Annotated in this window: 14 protein-coding genes; 12 read left to right on the forward strand and 2 right to left on the reverse strand. The window is 60.6% G+C overall.

Features of this window, described 5'->3' with window-relative positions:
- Positions 1 to 148 precede the first annotated feature (148 nt).
- The 3 genes from BLW11_RS11100 to BLW11_RS11110 all read left to right on the forward strand — a co-directional run bounded on the left by BLW11_RS11100 (position 149) and on the right by BLW11_RS11110 (position 3,834).
- Positions 149 to 1,324 (forward strand): low temperature requirement protein A, encoded by a 1,176-nt coding sequence (locus BLW11_RS11100; protein WP_048358676.1) that lies wholly within the window; start codon positions 149 to 151, stop codon positions 1,322 to 1,324.
- A gap of 360 nt (positions 1,325 to 1,684) precedes the next feature.
- Positions 1,685 to 3,064, forward strand: a complete 1,380-nt coding sequence (locus BLW11_RS11105) for a glutamine synthetase family protein (RefSeq protein ID WP_048358675.1) — start codon at positions 1,685 to 1,687, stop codon at positions 3,062 to 3,064.
- A 119-nt stretch (positions 3,065 to 3,183) separates the two neighbouring features.
- Positions 3,184 to 3,834 (forward strand): class I SAM-dependent methyltransferase, encoded by a 651-nt coding sequence (locus tag BLW11_RS11110; protein WP_048359508.1) that lies wholly within the window; start codon positions 3,184 to 3,186, stop codon positions 3,832 to 3,834.
- Here the strand turns inward: BLW11_RS11110 and ampC are convergent.
- Positions 3,831 to 4,991, reverse strand: coding sequence for a class C beta-lactamase (gene ampC, locus BLW11_RS11115; RefSeq protein ID WP_074836760.1), 1,161 nt, complete (start codon positions 4,989 to 4,991; stop codon positions 3,831 to 3,833). The two genes, BLW11_RS11110 and ampC, sit on opposite strands and share 4 nt — an antisense overlap.
- A 269-nt stretch (positions 4,992 to 5,260) precedes the next feature.
- Between ampC and rnd the strand changes: the two genes are divergently transcribed.
- From rnd to BLW11_RS11130, 3 genes are all read left to right on the forward strand, one after another.
- Positions 5,261 to 6,394, forward strand: a complete 1,134-nt coding sequence (gene rnd / locus BLW11_RS11120) for a ribonuclease D (RefSeq protein WP_048358674.1) — start codon at positions 5,261 to 5,263, stop codon at positions 6,392 to 6,394.
- Positions 6,391 to 6,684, forward strand: a complete 294-nt coding sequence (locus BLW11_RS11125; RefSeq protein ID WP_048358673.1) for a YcgL domain-containing protein — start codon at positions 6,391 to 6,393, stop codon at positions 6,682 to 6,684. The genes rnd and BLW11_RS11125 overlap by 4 nt, the downstream gene beginning before the upstream one ends.
- Positions 6,685 to 6,810: 126 nt before the next feature.
- Entirely contained in the window at positions 6,811 to 7,743 is a 933-nt protein-coding gene (locus BLW11_RS11130) for a D-2-hydroxyacid dehydrogenase (protein ID WP_048358672.1), read from the forward strand.
- A gap of 131 nt (positions 7,744 to 7,874) precedes the next feature.
- Here BLW11_RS11130 and BLW11_RS11135 read toward each other — a convergent pair whose 3' ends face one another.
- On the reverse strand, positions 7,875 to 8,468 hold the full coding sequence (locus tag BLW11_RS11135; RefSeq protein ID WP_048358671.1) for a nitroreductase family protein: 594 nt from the start codon (positions 8,466 to 8,468) through the stop codon (positions 7,875 to 7,877).
- Positions 8,469 to 8,623: 155 nt separating this feature from the next.
- Here BLW11_RS11135 and BLW11_RS11140 point away from each other — a divergent pair, with 155 nt between their 5' ends.
- The 6 genes from BLW11_RS11140 (at position 8,624) to kdpC (ending at position 15,089) form a co-directional block, all read left to right on the forward strand.
- A complete protein-coding gene (locus BLW11_RS11140) occupies positions 8,624 to 9,073 on the forward strand; it encodes a YcgN family cysteine cluster protein (RefSeq protein WP_048358670.1) in 450 nt (149 codons plus the stop codon).
- A gap of 28 nt (positions 9,074 to 9,101) precedes the next feature.
- Positions 9,102 to 10,340 carry a hypothetical protein gene (locus tag BLW11_RS11145; RefSeq protein ID WP_048358669.1) on the forward strand — a complete coding sequence of 413 codons (1,239 nt, stop codon included), beginning with the start codon at positions 9,102 to 9,104 and terminating at the stop codon, positions 10,338 to 10,340.
- 304 nt (positions 10,341 to 10,644) lie between these two features.
- Positions 10,645 to 10,734: a K(+)-transporting ATPase subunit F gene (gene kdpF, locus BLW11_RS11150; RefSeq protein WP_048358668.1), complete on the forward strand. Its 90-nt coding sequence runs from the start codon at positions 10,645 to 10,647 to the stop codon at positions 10,732 to 10,734.
- A gap of 8 nt (positions 10,735 to 10,742) precedes the next feature.
- Complete coding sequence (kdpA, locus tag BLW11_RS11155) at positions 10,743 to 12,437, forward strand: potassium-transporting ATPase subunit KdpA (protein WP_048358667.1); 1,695 nt, start codon at positions 10,743 to 10,745, stop codon at positions 12,435 to 12,437.
- Between the two features lie 10 nt (positions 12,438 to 12,447).
- Positions 12,448 to 14,520, forward strand: a complete 2,073-nt coding sequence (kdpB, locus tag BLW11_RS11160; protein ID WP_048358666.1) for a potassium-transporting ATPase subunit KdpB — start codon at positions 12,448 to 12,450, stop codon at positions 14,518 to 14,520.
- A 20-nt stretch (positions 14,521 to 14,540) separates the two neighbouring features.
- Positions 14,541 to 15,089: a potassium-transporting ATPase subunit KdpC gene (kdpC, locus tag BLW11_RS11165; RefSeq protein ID WP_048358665.1), complete on the forward strand. Its 549-nt coding sequence runs from the start codon at positions 14,541 to 14,543 to the stop codon at positions 15,087 to 15,089.
- Positions 15,090 to 15,197: the final 108 nt, after the last annotated feature.

Consider the following 15,197-nt stretch of genomic DNA (forward strand, 5'->3'; position numbering starts at 1 on the left):
TGTGCAGCATCCGACCGTGCCGGTTTTTAGACCGTTCGATGAAGAAGTGTTCATCAGGGGTATCGATGCCGCAGTCGCTCAGAGTGAACGGGTTGATCCCATCGCCGGCAAGCCGGCTCCCACAGACCGCTCTGGAAAAGGATTAACCATGCCCCAATCCCGCACCCTGTTACGTGGTCGCGGCAGTCAGGACAGTGGCAAGGTCGGCATGGTCGAGCTGTTTTTCGACCTGGTGTTTGTGTTTGCCGTCACCCAGCTGTCCCATTCACTGCTGGCCGACTTGTCGCTGCAAGGGGCGGCGCATGTGGCGTTGCTGATGGTCGCGGTGTGGTGGGTGTGGATATTTACCTCGTGGGTGACCAACTGGCTCGACCCGGAGCGCATTGCAATCCGGGTGGGGCTGTTTGTGTTGATGGTGGCCGGTTTGCTGCTGTCGGCTTCGATCCCCCATGCGTTCACCGATCGCGGGCTGTTGTTCGCCGGGGCCTATGTGTTTATGCAGGTCGGGCGTTCGGCTTATGCGATTTGGGCTGTGCGCGGCGAGCCTCCCGGGTTGTCCCGCAACTTTCAGCGCATTTTGCTCTGGATGTTGTTTTCGGGTGTGTTCTGGATCTCGGGTGCCTTGCTTGAGGGGCATCAACGACTGGCCTGCTGGGCGCTGGCGCTGGGGATTGAGCTGGTCTCGCCCTCCGTGTTTTTCTGGGTGCCGGGGTTAGGGGCGTCAACCCTCAAGGACTGGAACGTTGAAGGCAACCACATGGCCGAGCGCTGCGGCCTGTTTGTGATTATTGCCCTGGGCGAATCCTTGCTGGTCACCGGCGCCACCTTCGCCCAGCAAAGCTTGAGCCTGGAAGGCTTTGCGGCATTTTTAACCGCCGTACTGGGCAGCATCGCCCTGTGGTGGATCTACTTCGACAGCGGCGCCGAACGCGCGCATCACCGCATCGCTCATTCCAACGATCCGGGCCGGCAGGCTCGCATGGCGTACACCTACCTGCATCTGCTGATCATTGCCGGGGTGATTGTCAGCGCGGTGGCGGATGAGCTGGTGTTGGTGCACCCCGGACACGTCAGCCAGGCAGCCGTGGTGACGATCATGGGCGGGCCGTTTCTGTTTTTGCTCGGCTGTGCCTTGTTCAAGTGGGTGATGTCGGACAGGCCGCTGCCGCCGTTTTCGCATCTGGGCGGGTTGGCGCTCTTGCTGATGTTGCTGGGGGCGGCGTTGGCCCAAGTGTTTTCAGCCTTGGCGCTGGGGGCGTTGACCACGCTGATCCTGATTATCGTGGCCGCCTGGGAGGCGGCTTCGTTGCGTCCAAAAGTTTAGCCATCCCACAACCAAAGGTCTGAAAGTCTGTGTTGCACACCGGTGCATTGCCGTGTGAGGCTAAGGCTTCTTAGTGGTCTCAGGATGAAGGTATGGGCTGTTTGCAGGGAGGGCTTGATCGCTACAGCGTGTCGCAGCCTCCCGGATTGCGCCTTGGGTCAGTCCGTACCTTGATTCAATCGGTTTCCATCCTTTGCATCCTCCCTTCAAAACTGGCCTTTTGGGCCCTGTTTCATTGCCGGCATGCCCGCCCGCCGGATGCTCGTATTTCCCGTTGAGTCTTGTGTGCCTGCGCCCTTGAGGGTGCGGCCAAAATGGCGTGCCTGTGCGCCTGCCTGATACGAAATTACGAGTATTCCCATGAGTGCCATCACTGCGTTTGCCCCGCTGCAAGAAGCCCTGGATTTTCTGGAACTGAACCCGGATATCGAGATGTTCGAGCTGTTCATCATCGATAACAACGGCGTGCCCCGGGGCAAGTTGTTGCACCGTGACGAGCTGCTGGCGGTCTATGAGAGCGGCCGGCCGCTGCCGAGCACAATTCTGGGGTTGAGCATCAATGGCGATGATGTGGAAAACACCGGTCTGGTGTGGGATGTGGGCGATATCGACTGCCGTGCATACCCCGTCAGCGGCAGTTTGCAGCGCATGCCGTGGCGCCTGATTCCGACGGCAGCGGTGCAAGTGAGCATGCACCCGCAGCAGGGCATGCCTGCAACCGTGGCAGACCCCCGGCACTTGTTGGCCAAGGTCATCGACGGGCTCAAGGCGGACGGTTACTACCCGGTGATGGCCGCGGAGCTGGAGTTTTATCTGCTCGATCAGCAACGTGACAGTCACGGTCGCCCGCAACCGGCGCGCGATGCCGATGGTCAGCGCCCGCGAGCCACACAGGTATACGGCTTGCGTGAGCTGGAGCAGATCGAACCGTTTTTGGCCGACCTGTACAGCGCCTGCAAGTTGCAAGGAATCCCGGCGCGCACGGCGATTTCCGAGTACGCACCGGGGCAGGTGGAGATCACTCTGGAGCACCGCAGCGACGCCTTGCAGGCCATGGACGAAGCGGTGCGCTACAAGCGTCTGGTCAAGGGCGTGGCACACAAGCACGGGATGGTCGCCTGTTTTATGGCCAAACCGTTTGATGACCTGGCCGGTACGGGCATGCACATGCATGTGAGCCTGGCCGACAAAGAGGGCAACAACCTGTTCGCCAGCGAAGCGCCGGACGGTACGCCGTTGCTCAGGCAGGCGGTGGGCGGAATGCTCAGCACCTTGCTGGATTCGTTGTTGATGTTTTGCCCGAATGCCAACTCCTACCGCCGCTTTCAGAGCAACAGCTATGCGCCGCTGGCCGCGACCTGGGGTGTGGATAACCGTACCGTGAGTTTGCGGGTGCCGGGCGGGCCGGCTTTTTCACGGCATATCGAACACCGGATTTGTGGTGCAGATGCCAACCCGTACCTGGCCGCTGCTGCCATTCTGGCCGGGATTCATCGCGGCATTCGTGAGCAGCTTGATCCGGGGGCACCGGTTGAAGGCAATGGCTATGCCCAGGCCACCGAAATGCTGCCCACCGACTGGTTGACCACCCTGCGTGCACTGCAAGGCTCGGAGTGGGCGAAAGAGGCGTTCGGGCCCGAGTTTCTCAAGGTGTACCTGGCGGTGAAGAATTCCGAGTACCGGCAGTTCATGGGGGAAGTGGGCGAGCAGGACTGGCGCTGGTATTTGCACCAGGCATAGGTTTTTGGCCCGCTTTATCTGCCCGATCCCATTGTTTTTCATGCTTTTCTGACAATTTTTTCACTGGCGTCCCGTTAACCTCTGTGCAGATCATCATCAAACACAAGAGTTCGCGGGCCATGTCATCGCAACTACCGTCTACCCGTATTGAGCTTGAGTTCGCCGAGCGTTACGACCGCGAGCATGCGAAGGTTTGCCTGCAGGCACGGCCGCAAGGGCTCGTGCGCAGGCTGGCCTTGTGGCGCGAAAAGCGTCTGGTTCGTCGTGCGCTCAAGGTGGCGGGCGAGCCCGGTCTGGTCCTGGATCTGGCCTGTGGTGCCGGGCGTTTCTGGCCGGTGCTGGCCGAGCACGGCAACCGGGTGATTCTGGCGGCGGACTCTTCACAAGGTATGCTGGAGCACGCCCGTACTCATCATTCCGCCAGTCTGCTGGCGCGCATCAAGCTGTTTCAAAGCTCGGTGTTCTCCATCGACATGTCCGAAAACGCGGTGGACTGCATCTTCTGCATGCAGCTGTTCCACCATGTGCGTGACAGTGAGCACCGGTTGGCGATTTTGCGTGAGTTGCACCGGGTCAGCCGTGACAGCCTGATCCTGTCGGTACCGGTTGGTCGTTCGTCGGCTCAGGCCAATGACCCGCAACGTATCGTGGTGAGCAAGGCCGAGATTGAAGCCCAGTTTGCAGTGGCAGGTTTCAGCATCCTCAAGCAATACGAAGTGCTGCCCGGTTGTGACATGGGCAGCATCTATATCTTGCGCAAAGAGACTTAATTCAGGGCTTTGAGAATCTGGTACGCCAACTCGACCCGTGCGTCGTTGGGGTAGTTTTTGTTGGCCAGGATAACGATTGCCTTTTGCTCGGCCGGCACGAAGACCGCATACGCGCCAAAGCCGTTGGTTGAGCCGGTCTTGTTGACCCATACCGCTTGCTGTGGCGCCAGGGGCGGATTGAGGGCGATGGCGTCATTATTCTCGTAGGCCATTTTGTTTGAGTTACCCACCAGCAGCGACTTGAGCTCGACAGGGTAGGGGTACTGTTCCCAGATCAGGTCCTGAGTCATGGGGCCTACCCGGAAATAACCTGTACGGGTGTCGGTCAATGCGCGGCGAAGGTCCGTGCCGAGCTTGCCCTGTCCCAAACTCAACTCCGTAAAGTGGATCAGGTCGCGGGCCGTGGTCTTCAGGCCGTAGGCTTCGTTGCCGAGCACGCCGGGGGTCAGCCTGACCGGTTCGTCCTGCTTGTTGTAACCCTGGGCATAGAGCCCCATTTTGCTCGCCGGCACGGTGAGATAGCTGCTTTCAAGCCCCAGAGCCGGGAACAGTTGTTGCTCCATCGCCTGGTCAAAAGGCATGTTCATGCTCTTGGCGGCAATCATGCCGAGCATGCCAATGCTGGGGTTGGCATAGCTTCTTTGTGTACCTGCGGGATACACCGGTTTCCAGGTTTTGAGGTAATCCATCAGCTGCTGTTCGTTCTGCACGCTGTCCGGGACCTGCAGCGGGAACCCGCCTGCCGTATGGGTGGCCAGATGGCTCAGCATCACCTTGCCAAAAGGCGTGCCCTCAAGCGCGGGCACATACTTGGCAACCGTGTCCGTGAGCGACAGCTGGCCCTTGGCCTGGGCATAAGTGGCCAGGGTGGCGGTAAACACTTTACTGACGGAACCCACTTCAAATAGCGTGTCGGGGGTCACGGGGGCGAGGGTAGTTTTTGAGGCCACGCCGAAGGTGTAGAAGTGGTGCTTGCCATTGACGCTGACCGCGATGACCAGGCCGGGCACGGCGTATTGTTGCATCACGTGCCTGGCGCCGTTTTGCACCACAGCATCGAGCTTGGGTTCAGGCGTTTGTGCCAGGGCCACATTGGCAAAAGCACAAAGGCCTGCCATCGAGAGCGCAATAGCTGACAGCTTGCGGGACATTTGCATTGGGTTATCCTCGTTTTTTGTACGGCGCAAATTTACTCGCGTCCTTGCGCGGCGACTCTACCTGCTTGTCACATAATGTGTTGTAACGAAGTATGTTGGCTGTGGGTCCGGGCAACCTACGCTTAAAGACGGTGTTTGGATGCCGGTTGCAGATTGGAATCTTGTAGGGTTTTTCGTGAACAACATTGCGAATCAATGTCGGGAAAACTCTGGCGGCGATATATCTGGCGGCGATATATACTGCGCGCCATTCTTCAAGGGAGAGCCGTGTGGCCATCGATATTCACTGGATTCGCGACAACGATAGCCTCGGCCAACATTGCGCCGAATGGCAGCATTTGCCGTTCGTAGCCCTCGACACCGAATTTATGCGGGTCGACACCTTTTACCCTATTGCCGGCCTGATTCAGATTGGCGACGGCACCCGGGCTTATCTGATTGACCCGTTGACCATCGACAACTGGCAGCCCCTGTCGGCATTGCTTGAAAATCCGTCGGTGGTCAAAGTACTGCACGCCTGCAGCGAAGATCTTGAGGTTTTACTGCGCCTGACCGGCAGTCTGCCGGTGCCACTGTTCGATACCCAGCTGGCAGCTGCCTACCTGAACCTGGGCTTCTCCATGGGTTATTCGCGTTTGGTCAAGGAAGTGCTCGACCTCGACCTGCCCAAAGGCGAAACCCGCTCCGACTGGCTGCAACGCCCGCTGTCGGAAACCCAGATCAGCTACGCCGCCGAAGATGCCCAGCATCTGGCGGAGGTGTATGTGCTGCTGCGTCCGCGTCTGTCGGATGAAAAGTACGACTGGGTGCTGGAGGACGGCGCCGAGCTGGTCGCCAACCTGCGCCGTGAAGTGGACCCGTACGAGGTGTACCGCGAAGCCAAACTGGCGTGGAAGCTTTCAAGGGATCAACTGGCCGTGCTGCGCGAAATTTGCGCCTGGCGCGAACATGAAGCCCGTGCCCGTGATCTGCCGCGTAACCGCGTCATACGCGAGCACGCATTGTGGCCGTTGGCCAAAACCCAGCCTGACAATCTGGTCGCGCTGGCGCGTATTGAAGACATGCACCCGCGCACCGTGCGTCAGGATGGCGAATTCCTGCTTGATCTGATCAAGCGTGCTGGCAGCCTGCCGCCGGATCAATGGCCGCCTGCCGTACCGGAACCTTTGCCAGTGGAAGCTGCGCTGTTGATCAAGCGCATGCGTGCCATTGGCCAGGCACAGGCCGAGCGCCTGAACATCGCGCCGGAACTGATGCTGCGCAAGAAAACCCTGGAAGCCCTGCTTAAAAGTGGCTTCCCCAATGGCCCTTATCAATTGCCGGACTCACTGCGCGGTTGGCGCCGTGAGCTGATGGGTCAGGCCTTGCTCGATAGCCTGGCCACCGCTGGAGAACCGTCTTGAAACGTATTTGTTCGATCTACCGCAGCCTCAAACGCAACGAAATGTACCTTTATGTGCTCAAGGCCGATGCCCTGGAGCGTGTGCCGGAAACCTTGCTGGCCGCTTTTGGCAAGCCGCACCACGCCTTTGACCTGGTGCTGAGCCCCGAGCGCGCCCTGTCCCGCGAGGACATTCACAAGGTGCTGGAAAACCTGGATACCCAGGGCTATCACTTGCAAATGCCTCCGGCCGAAGACGAATATATCGAGCACTTGCCTGAAGAGCTGTTGCGTCGCAACGACCCGATGTAAGTGCAACGCCAGGTGCCCGGTTCCGGGCGCCTGTCTCAAACGGACTCATATTGATTGGCGGTGGCCGAACGTGACGAGGCAAACCTCGGCGACGGGTGCTGGCAGTGGTTTAGAAAGGTTAGAAACATGCGTGTCCTGATTGCCGAGAACGACTACCCGCTGTACGCCAGGCTTTTGCAGCAAGCCGCCCCCGATCTGGAAGTGCAGACCAGCGGCGACTCGGCGCAATTGGCGAAAATGGCCGCCGAGTGCCCGGTGTGGCTAGGCCAGCCGGATCTGTTGGCGACCCTGTTGCGCCAGGGGCACAAGCCACAGTGGCTGCAATCGACCTGGGCCGGCATCACCCCGTTACTGGCCGAAGGTCTGACTCGCGATTACCGGCTGACACGTGCAGTGGGTATTTTTGGCCAGGTGATGGCTGAATATGTCTTGACCTACATGCTCGGTCACGAGCGTGAAGTCATGGCCCGGCTGGTCAGCCAGGTCGAGCGCAAGTGGGACAACCGCATGGGCCAGAGCCTGGTCGGGCGCAAGGTTCTGATCGTTGGGGCCGGGGACATTGGCCAGACCGTGGCGCAGTTTCTGCTGCCGTTTGGTGTTGAGCTGTACGCCATCGCCAGCAGCGCCCGAGAGCAGGCACCGTTTGCAGAAGTGGCGACCTTGAGTGATCTGCCGCGGCTGGTGGGCCAGATGGACTACGTGGTCAATTTGCTGCCAAACACTGCACAGACCCATGACCTGTACGATGCCGAGCTGTTTGCGCAGTTCAATCCCAACGGCGTGTTCATCAACGCTGGGCGCGGTGTGGCAGTGGTCGATGCCGACCTGGTGGAGGCCTTGCGTCAGGGGCATCTGGCGGGCGCGATTATCGACGTGTGCCGTCAGGAGCCGTTGCCGGCCAAGCATCCATTCTGGACTGCCTGGGGCTTGCTGCTGACAGGTCACAGCTCTGCACCCACTTCGCCGTCGTTGATGGTGCAACTGTTTGTCGACAACGTGCGGGCGTATCAGGCAGACCAGCCTATGCGTGGCGAAGTGGATTTCGACCGCGGGTATTGAGGCATCCCTGTCGCCGCTGCCGCAGGCTGCGATAAGGTCCGCAGGACCTTCGCTTTTAAAAGCAGGATCGCTGCGCCGCAGTGGCGCACCCCATCCATCGCAGCCTTCGGCAGCGGCTACACGTTTTGCATTTACAGGCTGAAGTCACCTTCGGCGACCAGCTTGCTCAGCGGCTCGCGCTGGCTTGGCACTTCCTTGGCTTGCAGGTAGTCCACCAGGCTCGATTTGTCGCCAATCTTGCCGATGGCAACCATGGCTTGTACGGCATAGCCTTCAGGGATTTTCAGCTCTTTGCGTGCACGTTCGAAATCCAGACCGCTCATGCCGTGGGTATGCCAGCCGCTCAGGTGCGCTTGCAAGGCCAGATGGCCCCAGGCGGCGCCGGCGTCGAAAGCGTGGGTCGGTGCAGGTTTTTCTTCGGTGGTGCCCGGGGCGGCAAAGCTGGTTTTGGACACAATCACCACCAGCGCGGCGGCATGCTTGGCCCAACCCTGGTTGAATTCCACCAGCAGGCTCAGGTAACGCTCGAAGTCAGGCGTGCCGCGCAGGGCGAACAGAAAGCGCCAGGGCTGGGCGTTGTAGGCCGAAGGTGCCCAGCGTGCGGCTTCGAAAAAGCTCATCAAGGTCGCTTTGTCGATGGTTGCGTCGGTAAAGGCGCGGGGCGACCAGCGTTGGGTGAATTGCTCATGGATCTGGTGTTCGGCAATGCGGTTGGAGGCTGGCATTCGGTTTTCCTGGGTTGAGTTTTCAGGCACAAAGCTACTGTTAAGCCATTAACGTGACAAGTCCAGTTACACCGTCAGTCACAAGCGCTTGGCCCGCGGGGCCTTGGGCACTAGACTGGCGGCCTTTTCCACTCCCTGATGTTGATGTTTGAGCCATGGCCGCAATAGTTGAACCGTTCTGGATCCGCAAAACCCTCGATCAACTTGATCAAGAGGAATGGGAGTCGCTGTGCGACGGCTGCGGGTTGTGCTGCTTGCAAAAGCTCGAAGATGAAGACGACAACAGCGTCTACTACACGCGCATTGCCTGCAAACTGCTCGACCTGAAAACCTGTCAGTGCACCGATTACCCGAACCGCCGTGATTCAGTCCCGGACTGTATTCAGTTGTCGCCGGGCAAGGCCGAAGAGTTCAAGTGGTTGCCGCCGACCTGCGGTTACCGTCTGGTGAGCGAGCGCAAGGACCTGCCGCTTTGGCATCACTTGGTCTGCGGCGACCGTGACGCTGTGCATCATGAACGTATTTCGCAGTCCGGACGCATGCTCGCCGAGGGCAGCGTGCCGGAAGAAGACTGGGAAGATCATCTGATTTTCCGCGCCGGTTAAGTGCCGGAGCGGTTTGCAAGGAGTGTGTATGCCGCTGCGTTACAAATTGCCATTGGGGTTGGGCCTGCTGCTGTTGCTCGGCGCCGGCCCGCTGTGGGCCGCGCAAAAAGTCGACCTGAACTACCACGTGCTCCTGCTGCCGCAAAGTGCCCAGGCCGAGGTGCAGGTCACCCTGGCCGAGGGTTCTGCCGTGCGCAGCCTGGATTTCGACCTCGGGGCGCCGGGCAGTTACACCGACTTCAAGGCAGACGGGCAATGGCAACTGAGCGCCGACCCTGCCCACAGTCGCGGCCTGTGGCATCCCGCACCGGGCAAGGCCACCCTGAGCTACCGCGTGCAGTTGAACCATCCGCGCAAGAACGGCAGCTTTGACACCCGCATCACGCCTGATTGGGCACTGTTTCGCGGTGAAGACCTGATCCCGCCGGCCAACCTCGATCAGCAAGACGGCACCGAGCTGGTGTCGCGCCTTGAGTTTGAATTGCCCAAAGGCTGGAAAAGCGTTGAAACCCCATGGCCGCGCATCGGCAAAAACCGTTTTCGTATCGACGATGTGTCGCGCCTGTTTGATCGGCCCACCGGCTGGATGCTCGCGGGCAACCTGGGTAGTCGCCGCACCACCCTGGGCGAAACCGAAGTGACGGTGAGCGCCCCGAAAGGGCAGGGCATGCACCGCATGGATGTGCTGACGCTGCTAACGTTCGTGTGGCCGCAAATCCAGGCCGTGTTCCCGCGCAACCCGCCCAAGTTACTGATTGTCGGCGCGGCCAGCCCGATGTGGAAAGGCAGCGCAGCGGCGCGCAACTCGATTTACGTCTACAGCGGTTTGCCGCTGGTCAGCGAAAGCGGTAGCAGCCCGTTGCTGCGTGAAGTGGTGCAGTTGTTCAGCGGCATCAACGACGAGCCGGGTCATGACTGGATCGGTGAAGGTGTGAGCGAGTACTACGCCATCGAACTGATGCGCCGCGCAGGGGGCATGAGTGACGAGCGTTACCTGACCCTGCAACGCAAGCTCAATGCTGCCGGCAAAGGCGTGACCCGCTTGCGCGGCCCGCAGGCTGACCCGGCAACGGTTGCGCGGGCGGTTACGCTGTTGCAGGCGCTGGACCGCGAAATCCGTTTGCAAACCCACAACAAACGCTCGCTGGACGACGTGAGCCAGGCCCTGATGCGCATGGACAAGGTCAATACCCAGCGCTTCATCCAGCTGAGCGAAAGCGTGCTGGGCGGCCCCTCTAAAGTGCTCGACAGCCCGTTGTTGCACTGACAATAGGCACAGCCGGCACATAAAACCTATGTAGCCACTGAAGAGCGCAGCGAGGCTGCGTCCGAGCGCGAAGCGGTCGTAAGCCCTGTACACGCGGTATGCCTGATAAACCCAGGACACTGGCTTAACGACTGCTTCGCAGCCGGACGCAGCCTCGCTGCGCTCTTCAGCGGCTACAAAGCAAGCCCGTCTGCGTTCTTTACGCCTTCTTTACGCCCCCGCATCACCCTCGGTCTCGATCCTTTACGCCCTCATTCCCCACACTCTCTCCATACGCGGCAAGTGCCGCTTCGGGAGAGTTGCCATGGGCGTTCTGGATGGTGTGTCGCTGCTGTTGGCAGTGGCACTGTTCGTTTATCTGCTGGTTGCGCTGTTGCGCGCAGATCGGAACTAGGAGCGGGTATGCACAGTTATGACTATGGGCTGATCCTCGCCTTTTTCGCCTTGGTGCTATTGCCTGCGCCCTGGCTGGGGCGCTTTTACTACAAGGTGATGGAAGGCCAGCGCACCTGGCTGAGCCCGGTGCTTGGGCCCGTCGAAAAAGTCTGCTACCGCATCGCCGGGGTGGACCCGGCCATCGAGCAAAGCTGGCAAAAATACACCCTGGCCCTGCTGGCCTTTAACCTGGCGGGCTTCGTGCTGTTGTTTGCGATCCTGTTGTTTCAGCAATATTTGCCGCTTAACCCTCAGCAGTTGCCGGGGCAGGAGTGGACACAAGCCTTCAACACCGCCGTGAGCTTTGTCACCAACACCAACTGGCAGAGTTACAGCGGTGAAGCGACCCTCAGTTACTTCAGCCAGATGGCCGGTTTGACGGTGCAGAACTTTGTCAGCGCGGCCACCGGTCTGGCGGTGCTGGTTGCGTTGTGCCGGGGCATCAGCCGTCGCTCTGCGCACACGTTGGGCAACTTCTGGGTCGACATGACCCGTGCCACGCTCTACGGCCTGTTGCCGTTGTGCCTGGTGCTGGCGCTGTTCCTGGTGTGGCAGGGCGTGCCACAGACCTTCGCCCATTACGTCGATGCGGTGACGATGCAAGGCGCGGATCAGGTTATTCCGCTCGGCCCGGCAGCCAGCCAGATTGCGATCAAACAATTGGGCACCAACGGTGGCGGCTTCTTCGGCGTGAACTCGGCGCACCCGTTCGAGAATCCCAGTGCCTGGAGCAACCTGTTCGAGCTGGCCTCGATCATTCTGATCCCGGTGGCGCTGGTGTTTACCTTTGGCCATTACGTCAAGGACCTGCGCCAGAGCCGGGCCATTGTCGCCTGCATGCTGGCGTTGTTCCTGATCGGTGGCGGCACGGCGCTGTATGCCGAATACCAGCCCAACCCGGCGCTCAACAGCCCGCTGGTTGAGCAAACCGCACCGCTGGAAGGCAAGGAAGTGCGCTTCGGCACCACGGGCTCAGTGCTCTGGACCGAAACCACGACGTCGGCCTCCAACGGCTCGGTCAACGCCATGCATGACAGCCTCAACCCGCTGACCGGGATGGTGGCGCTGGTCAACATGATGGTCGGTGAAGTGATCTTCGGCGGCGTCGGTGCCGGGCTCTACGGCATGTTGCTGAACGTGCTGATCGCGGTGTTCCTCGCCGGGTTGATGATCGGTCGCACTCCGGAGTACCTGGGTAAAAAGCTGCAAGCCAAAGAAGTGCAGTTGCTGGTGGTCACGCTTTTGGTGATGCCGGTGGGCGTGCTGGTGCTGGGATCGATAGCGGCTGTGCTGCCCGGTGCCGTGGCGTCAGTGAGCAACCCTGGCCCTCATGGTTTCAGCCAGATTCTGTATGCCTTCACTTCGGCCAGTGCCAACAACGGTTCGGCATTTGCCGGGCTTAACGCCAACACGCCGTTTTACAACCTGATGCTGGGGTTGGGCATGTTGATCGGGCGCTTCGGTTACATCCTGCCGGTGCTGGCATTGGCAGGCAGTCTGGCACTCAAGAAAACCGCGCCGATTGGGCAGGACAGTTTTCCGACCCACGGCCCGCTGTTTGTAGCGCTGTTGACCATGACCATTTTGCTGGTGGGCGGCTTGACCTTCTTGCCGACATTGGCCCTTGGCCCCATCGCTGAACAACTGACCCTGGGCTTCTGAGGAGACGATGATGACTATGCCAGCTCCTGTTTCAAAGTTGACACCAACGCCTGAGGCCAAGGCGCCCGAGTCACCGAAAACATCGTTCGCCGATATCTGGCGCCCGGCGTTGCTGCAAGCGTTCGTCAAGCTTGACCCACGCCAGCTCAAGCGTTCGCCAGTGATGCTGGTGGTCGAGCTGACCGCCATCTTCACCACCGTGCTGTGCTTTATGCCCGAGCCTGCGGTGCCCACCGGTGTGGCGGTGCAAATCGCCCTCTGGCTGTGGTTTACCGTGTTGTTCGCCAACTTTGCCGAAGCCTTGGCCGAGGGCCGGGGTAAAGCCCGCGCCGACAGCCTCAAGGCGGGAAGTGTGGGGTTGAGTGCACGTCGTCGCACGGCCACGGGCGGTTTTGAAGTGGTGCCCGCGACCCGTTTGCGCAAGGGTGACGTGGTGCGCGTCGAAGCGGGTGAGATGATCCCCGGTGACGGCGAGGTGATTGAAGGGATTGCCGCGGTCAACGAAGCGGCGATTACCGGCGAATCCGCACCGGTGATCCGCGAGTCGGGCGGTGATCGCTCGGCGGTGACCGGCAACACGCGACTGGTGAGTGACTGGCTGCTGGTGCAAATCAGCGCCAACCCGGGTGAGTCGACACTGGATCGCATGATCGCCTTGGTCGAAGGCGCCAAACGCCAGAAAACCCCCAACGAAGTGGCGCTGGATATTCTGCTGATCGGTTTGACCCTGATCTTCCTGATCGTGGTGGTGACCTTGCAGCCGTTTGCCTACTTCGCCGGTGGCAGCCTGCCGTTGGTGTTTTTGGTCGCGCTGCTGGTGACGCTGATCCCGACCACCATCGGCGGTTTGTTGTCGGCCATTGGTATCGCCGGCATGGACCGTCTGGTGCGTCTGAACGTGATCGCCAAGTCCGGGCGTGCGGTGGAAGCGGCCGGTGATGTGCATGTGTTGATGCTCGACAAGACCGGCACCATCACCTTTGGCAACCGTCGCTGCACGGCGTTGCATGCATCCCCCGGCGTGACCGCCAAAGAGCTGGCCGAGGGTGCGTTGCGGGCCTCGCTGGCGGACGAAACGGCCGAAGGCAGGTCCATCGTCGAATTCATTCGGGGTCAGTACGACCTGCCTGAACTGCCGGTGTCTGACTTTACGGCGGTGCCATTTACCGCTGAAACGCGCCTGTCGGGTATCGACTGCAACGGTCGGGTGTACCGCAAAGGGGCCGTGGATTCGGTGCTGGGGTTTGTCGGCCTCAAACGCGGCGAACTGCTGCCCGCCCTGTCGCGCGAGATCGACAAGATTGCCCAAAGCGGCGGCACGCCTTTGCTGGTGTGTGCACAGGGCCGTTTGCTTGGCGTGATTCACCTCAAGGACGTGGTGAAACCCGGGATTCGCGAGCGTTTTGCCGAGTTGCGCAAGCTGGGGATCCGCACCGTGATGGTGACCGGTGACAACCCGCTGACCGCTGCTGCGATTGCCGCCGAGGCGGGGGTGGATGACGTGCTGGCCGAAGCCACGCCGGAGAAGAAACTGGCGCGCATTCGTCACGAACAGAATGACGGGCGACTGGTGGCGATGTGCGGTGACGGCGCCAACGACGCCCCGGCACTGGCCCAGGCTGACGTGGGCATGGCCATGAACGATGGCACCCAGGCTGCACGTGAAGCAGCCAACATGGTCGACCTCGACAGCGACCCGACCAAACTGCTGGATGTGGTGCAAATCGGCAAGGAGTTGCTGGTGACGCGCGGTGCGTTGACCACGTTCTCGATTGCCAACGACGTGGCCAAGTATTTCGCGATTCTGCCGGCGCTGTTTGCTTCGATCTACCCGCAACTGGGGGTGCTCAACGTGATGCACCTGAGCAGCCCGCAAAGCGCGATCCTGTCGGCGATTGTGTTCAACGCCTTGATCATCGTGGTGCTGATCCCGCTGGCTCTGCGCGGGGTGCGGGTCAAGGCAGCCAGTGCTGCGCATTTGCTGCGCCGCAACTTGCTGATCTATGGCGTGGGCGGGCTGGTGGTGCCGTTTGTGGGCATCAAGCTGATCGACATGCTGCTCACCGCGGTGCATCTGGTTTAACCACCTGAAGGGGATATGACATGACTTCTTTTTTGCGTCCGGCCCTGAGCCTGATGTTGTTGATGACCGCCATTACGGGCGTGATCTACCCGCTGACCGTGACCGGGATTGCGCAACTGGCATTCCCGGAACAGGCCAATGGCAGCCTGGTGCGTGACAGCGCTGGCAAGGTGCTGGGGTCGGCGCTGATCGCGCAGGACTTTACGGGCGACAGTTGGTTTCACCCCCGGCCTTCGGCGGGGGCGTTTGCCACGGTGTCCAGTGCTGCGAGCAACCTGGCGCCGAGCAATCCGGCACTGGCCACACGGGTCAAGGCCAGCGCTGGCGAGCTGGTCGTAGACGGCCAGGGCGCGGTGCCATTGGCGATGCTCACCACCTCTGGCAGCGGGCTGGACCCGCACTTGCCACCAGAGGCAATACGCTATCAACTGGTACGCGTTGCAGCCGCGCGCAATGTGCCGGCGCAGGTCGTCGAGCAGTTGGTGGCTGAACATACCGAGCGGCCGCTGGTGGGACCGCCGGTGGTTAACGTATTGCTGTTGAATCAGGCGTTGGCGCAGCTTCAATAACCAGATGCAATTATGTAGCCGCTGCCGAAGGCTGCGATAGGGCCGTAGGACCTTCGTTCAAGTTGAAAAAGCAGGGTTGCTCCGCAACCCGTCGCAGCCTGCGGCAGC

Origin of the sequence: Pseudomonas deceptionensis (genome assembly GCF_900106095.1) — a bacterium.
Taxonomy (GTDB): domain Bacteria; phylum Pseudomonadota; class Gammaproteobacteria; order Pseudomonadales; family Pseudomonadaceae; genus Aquipseudomonas; species Aquipseudomonas deceptionensis.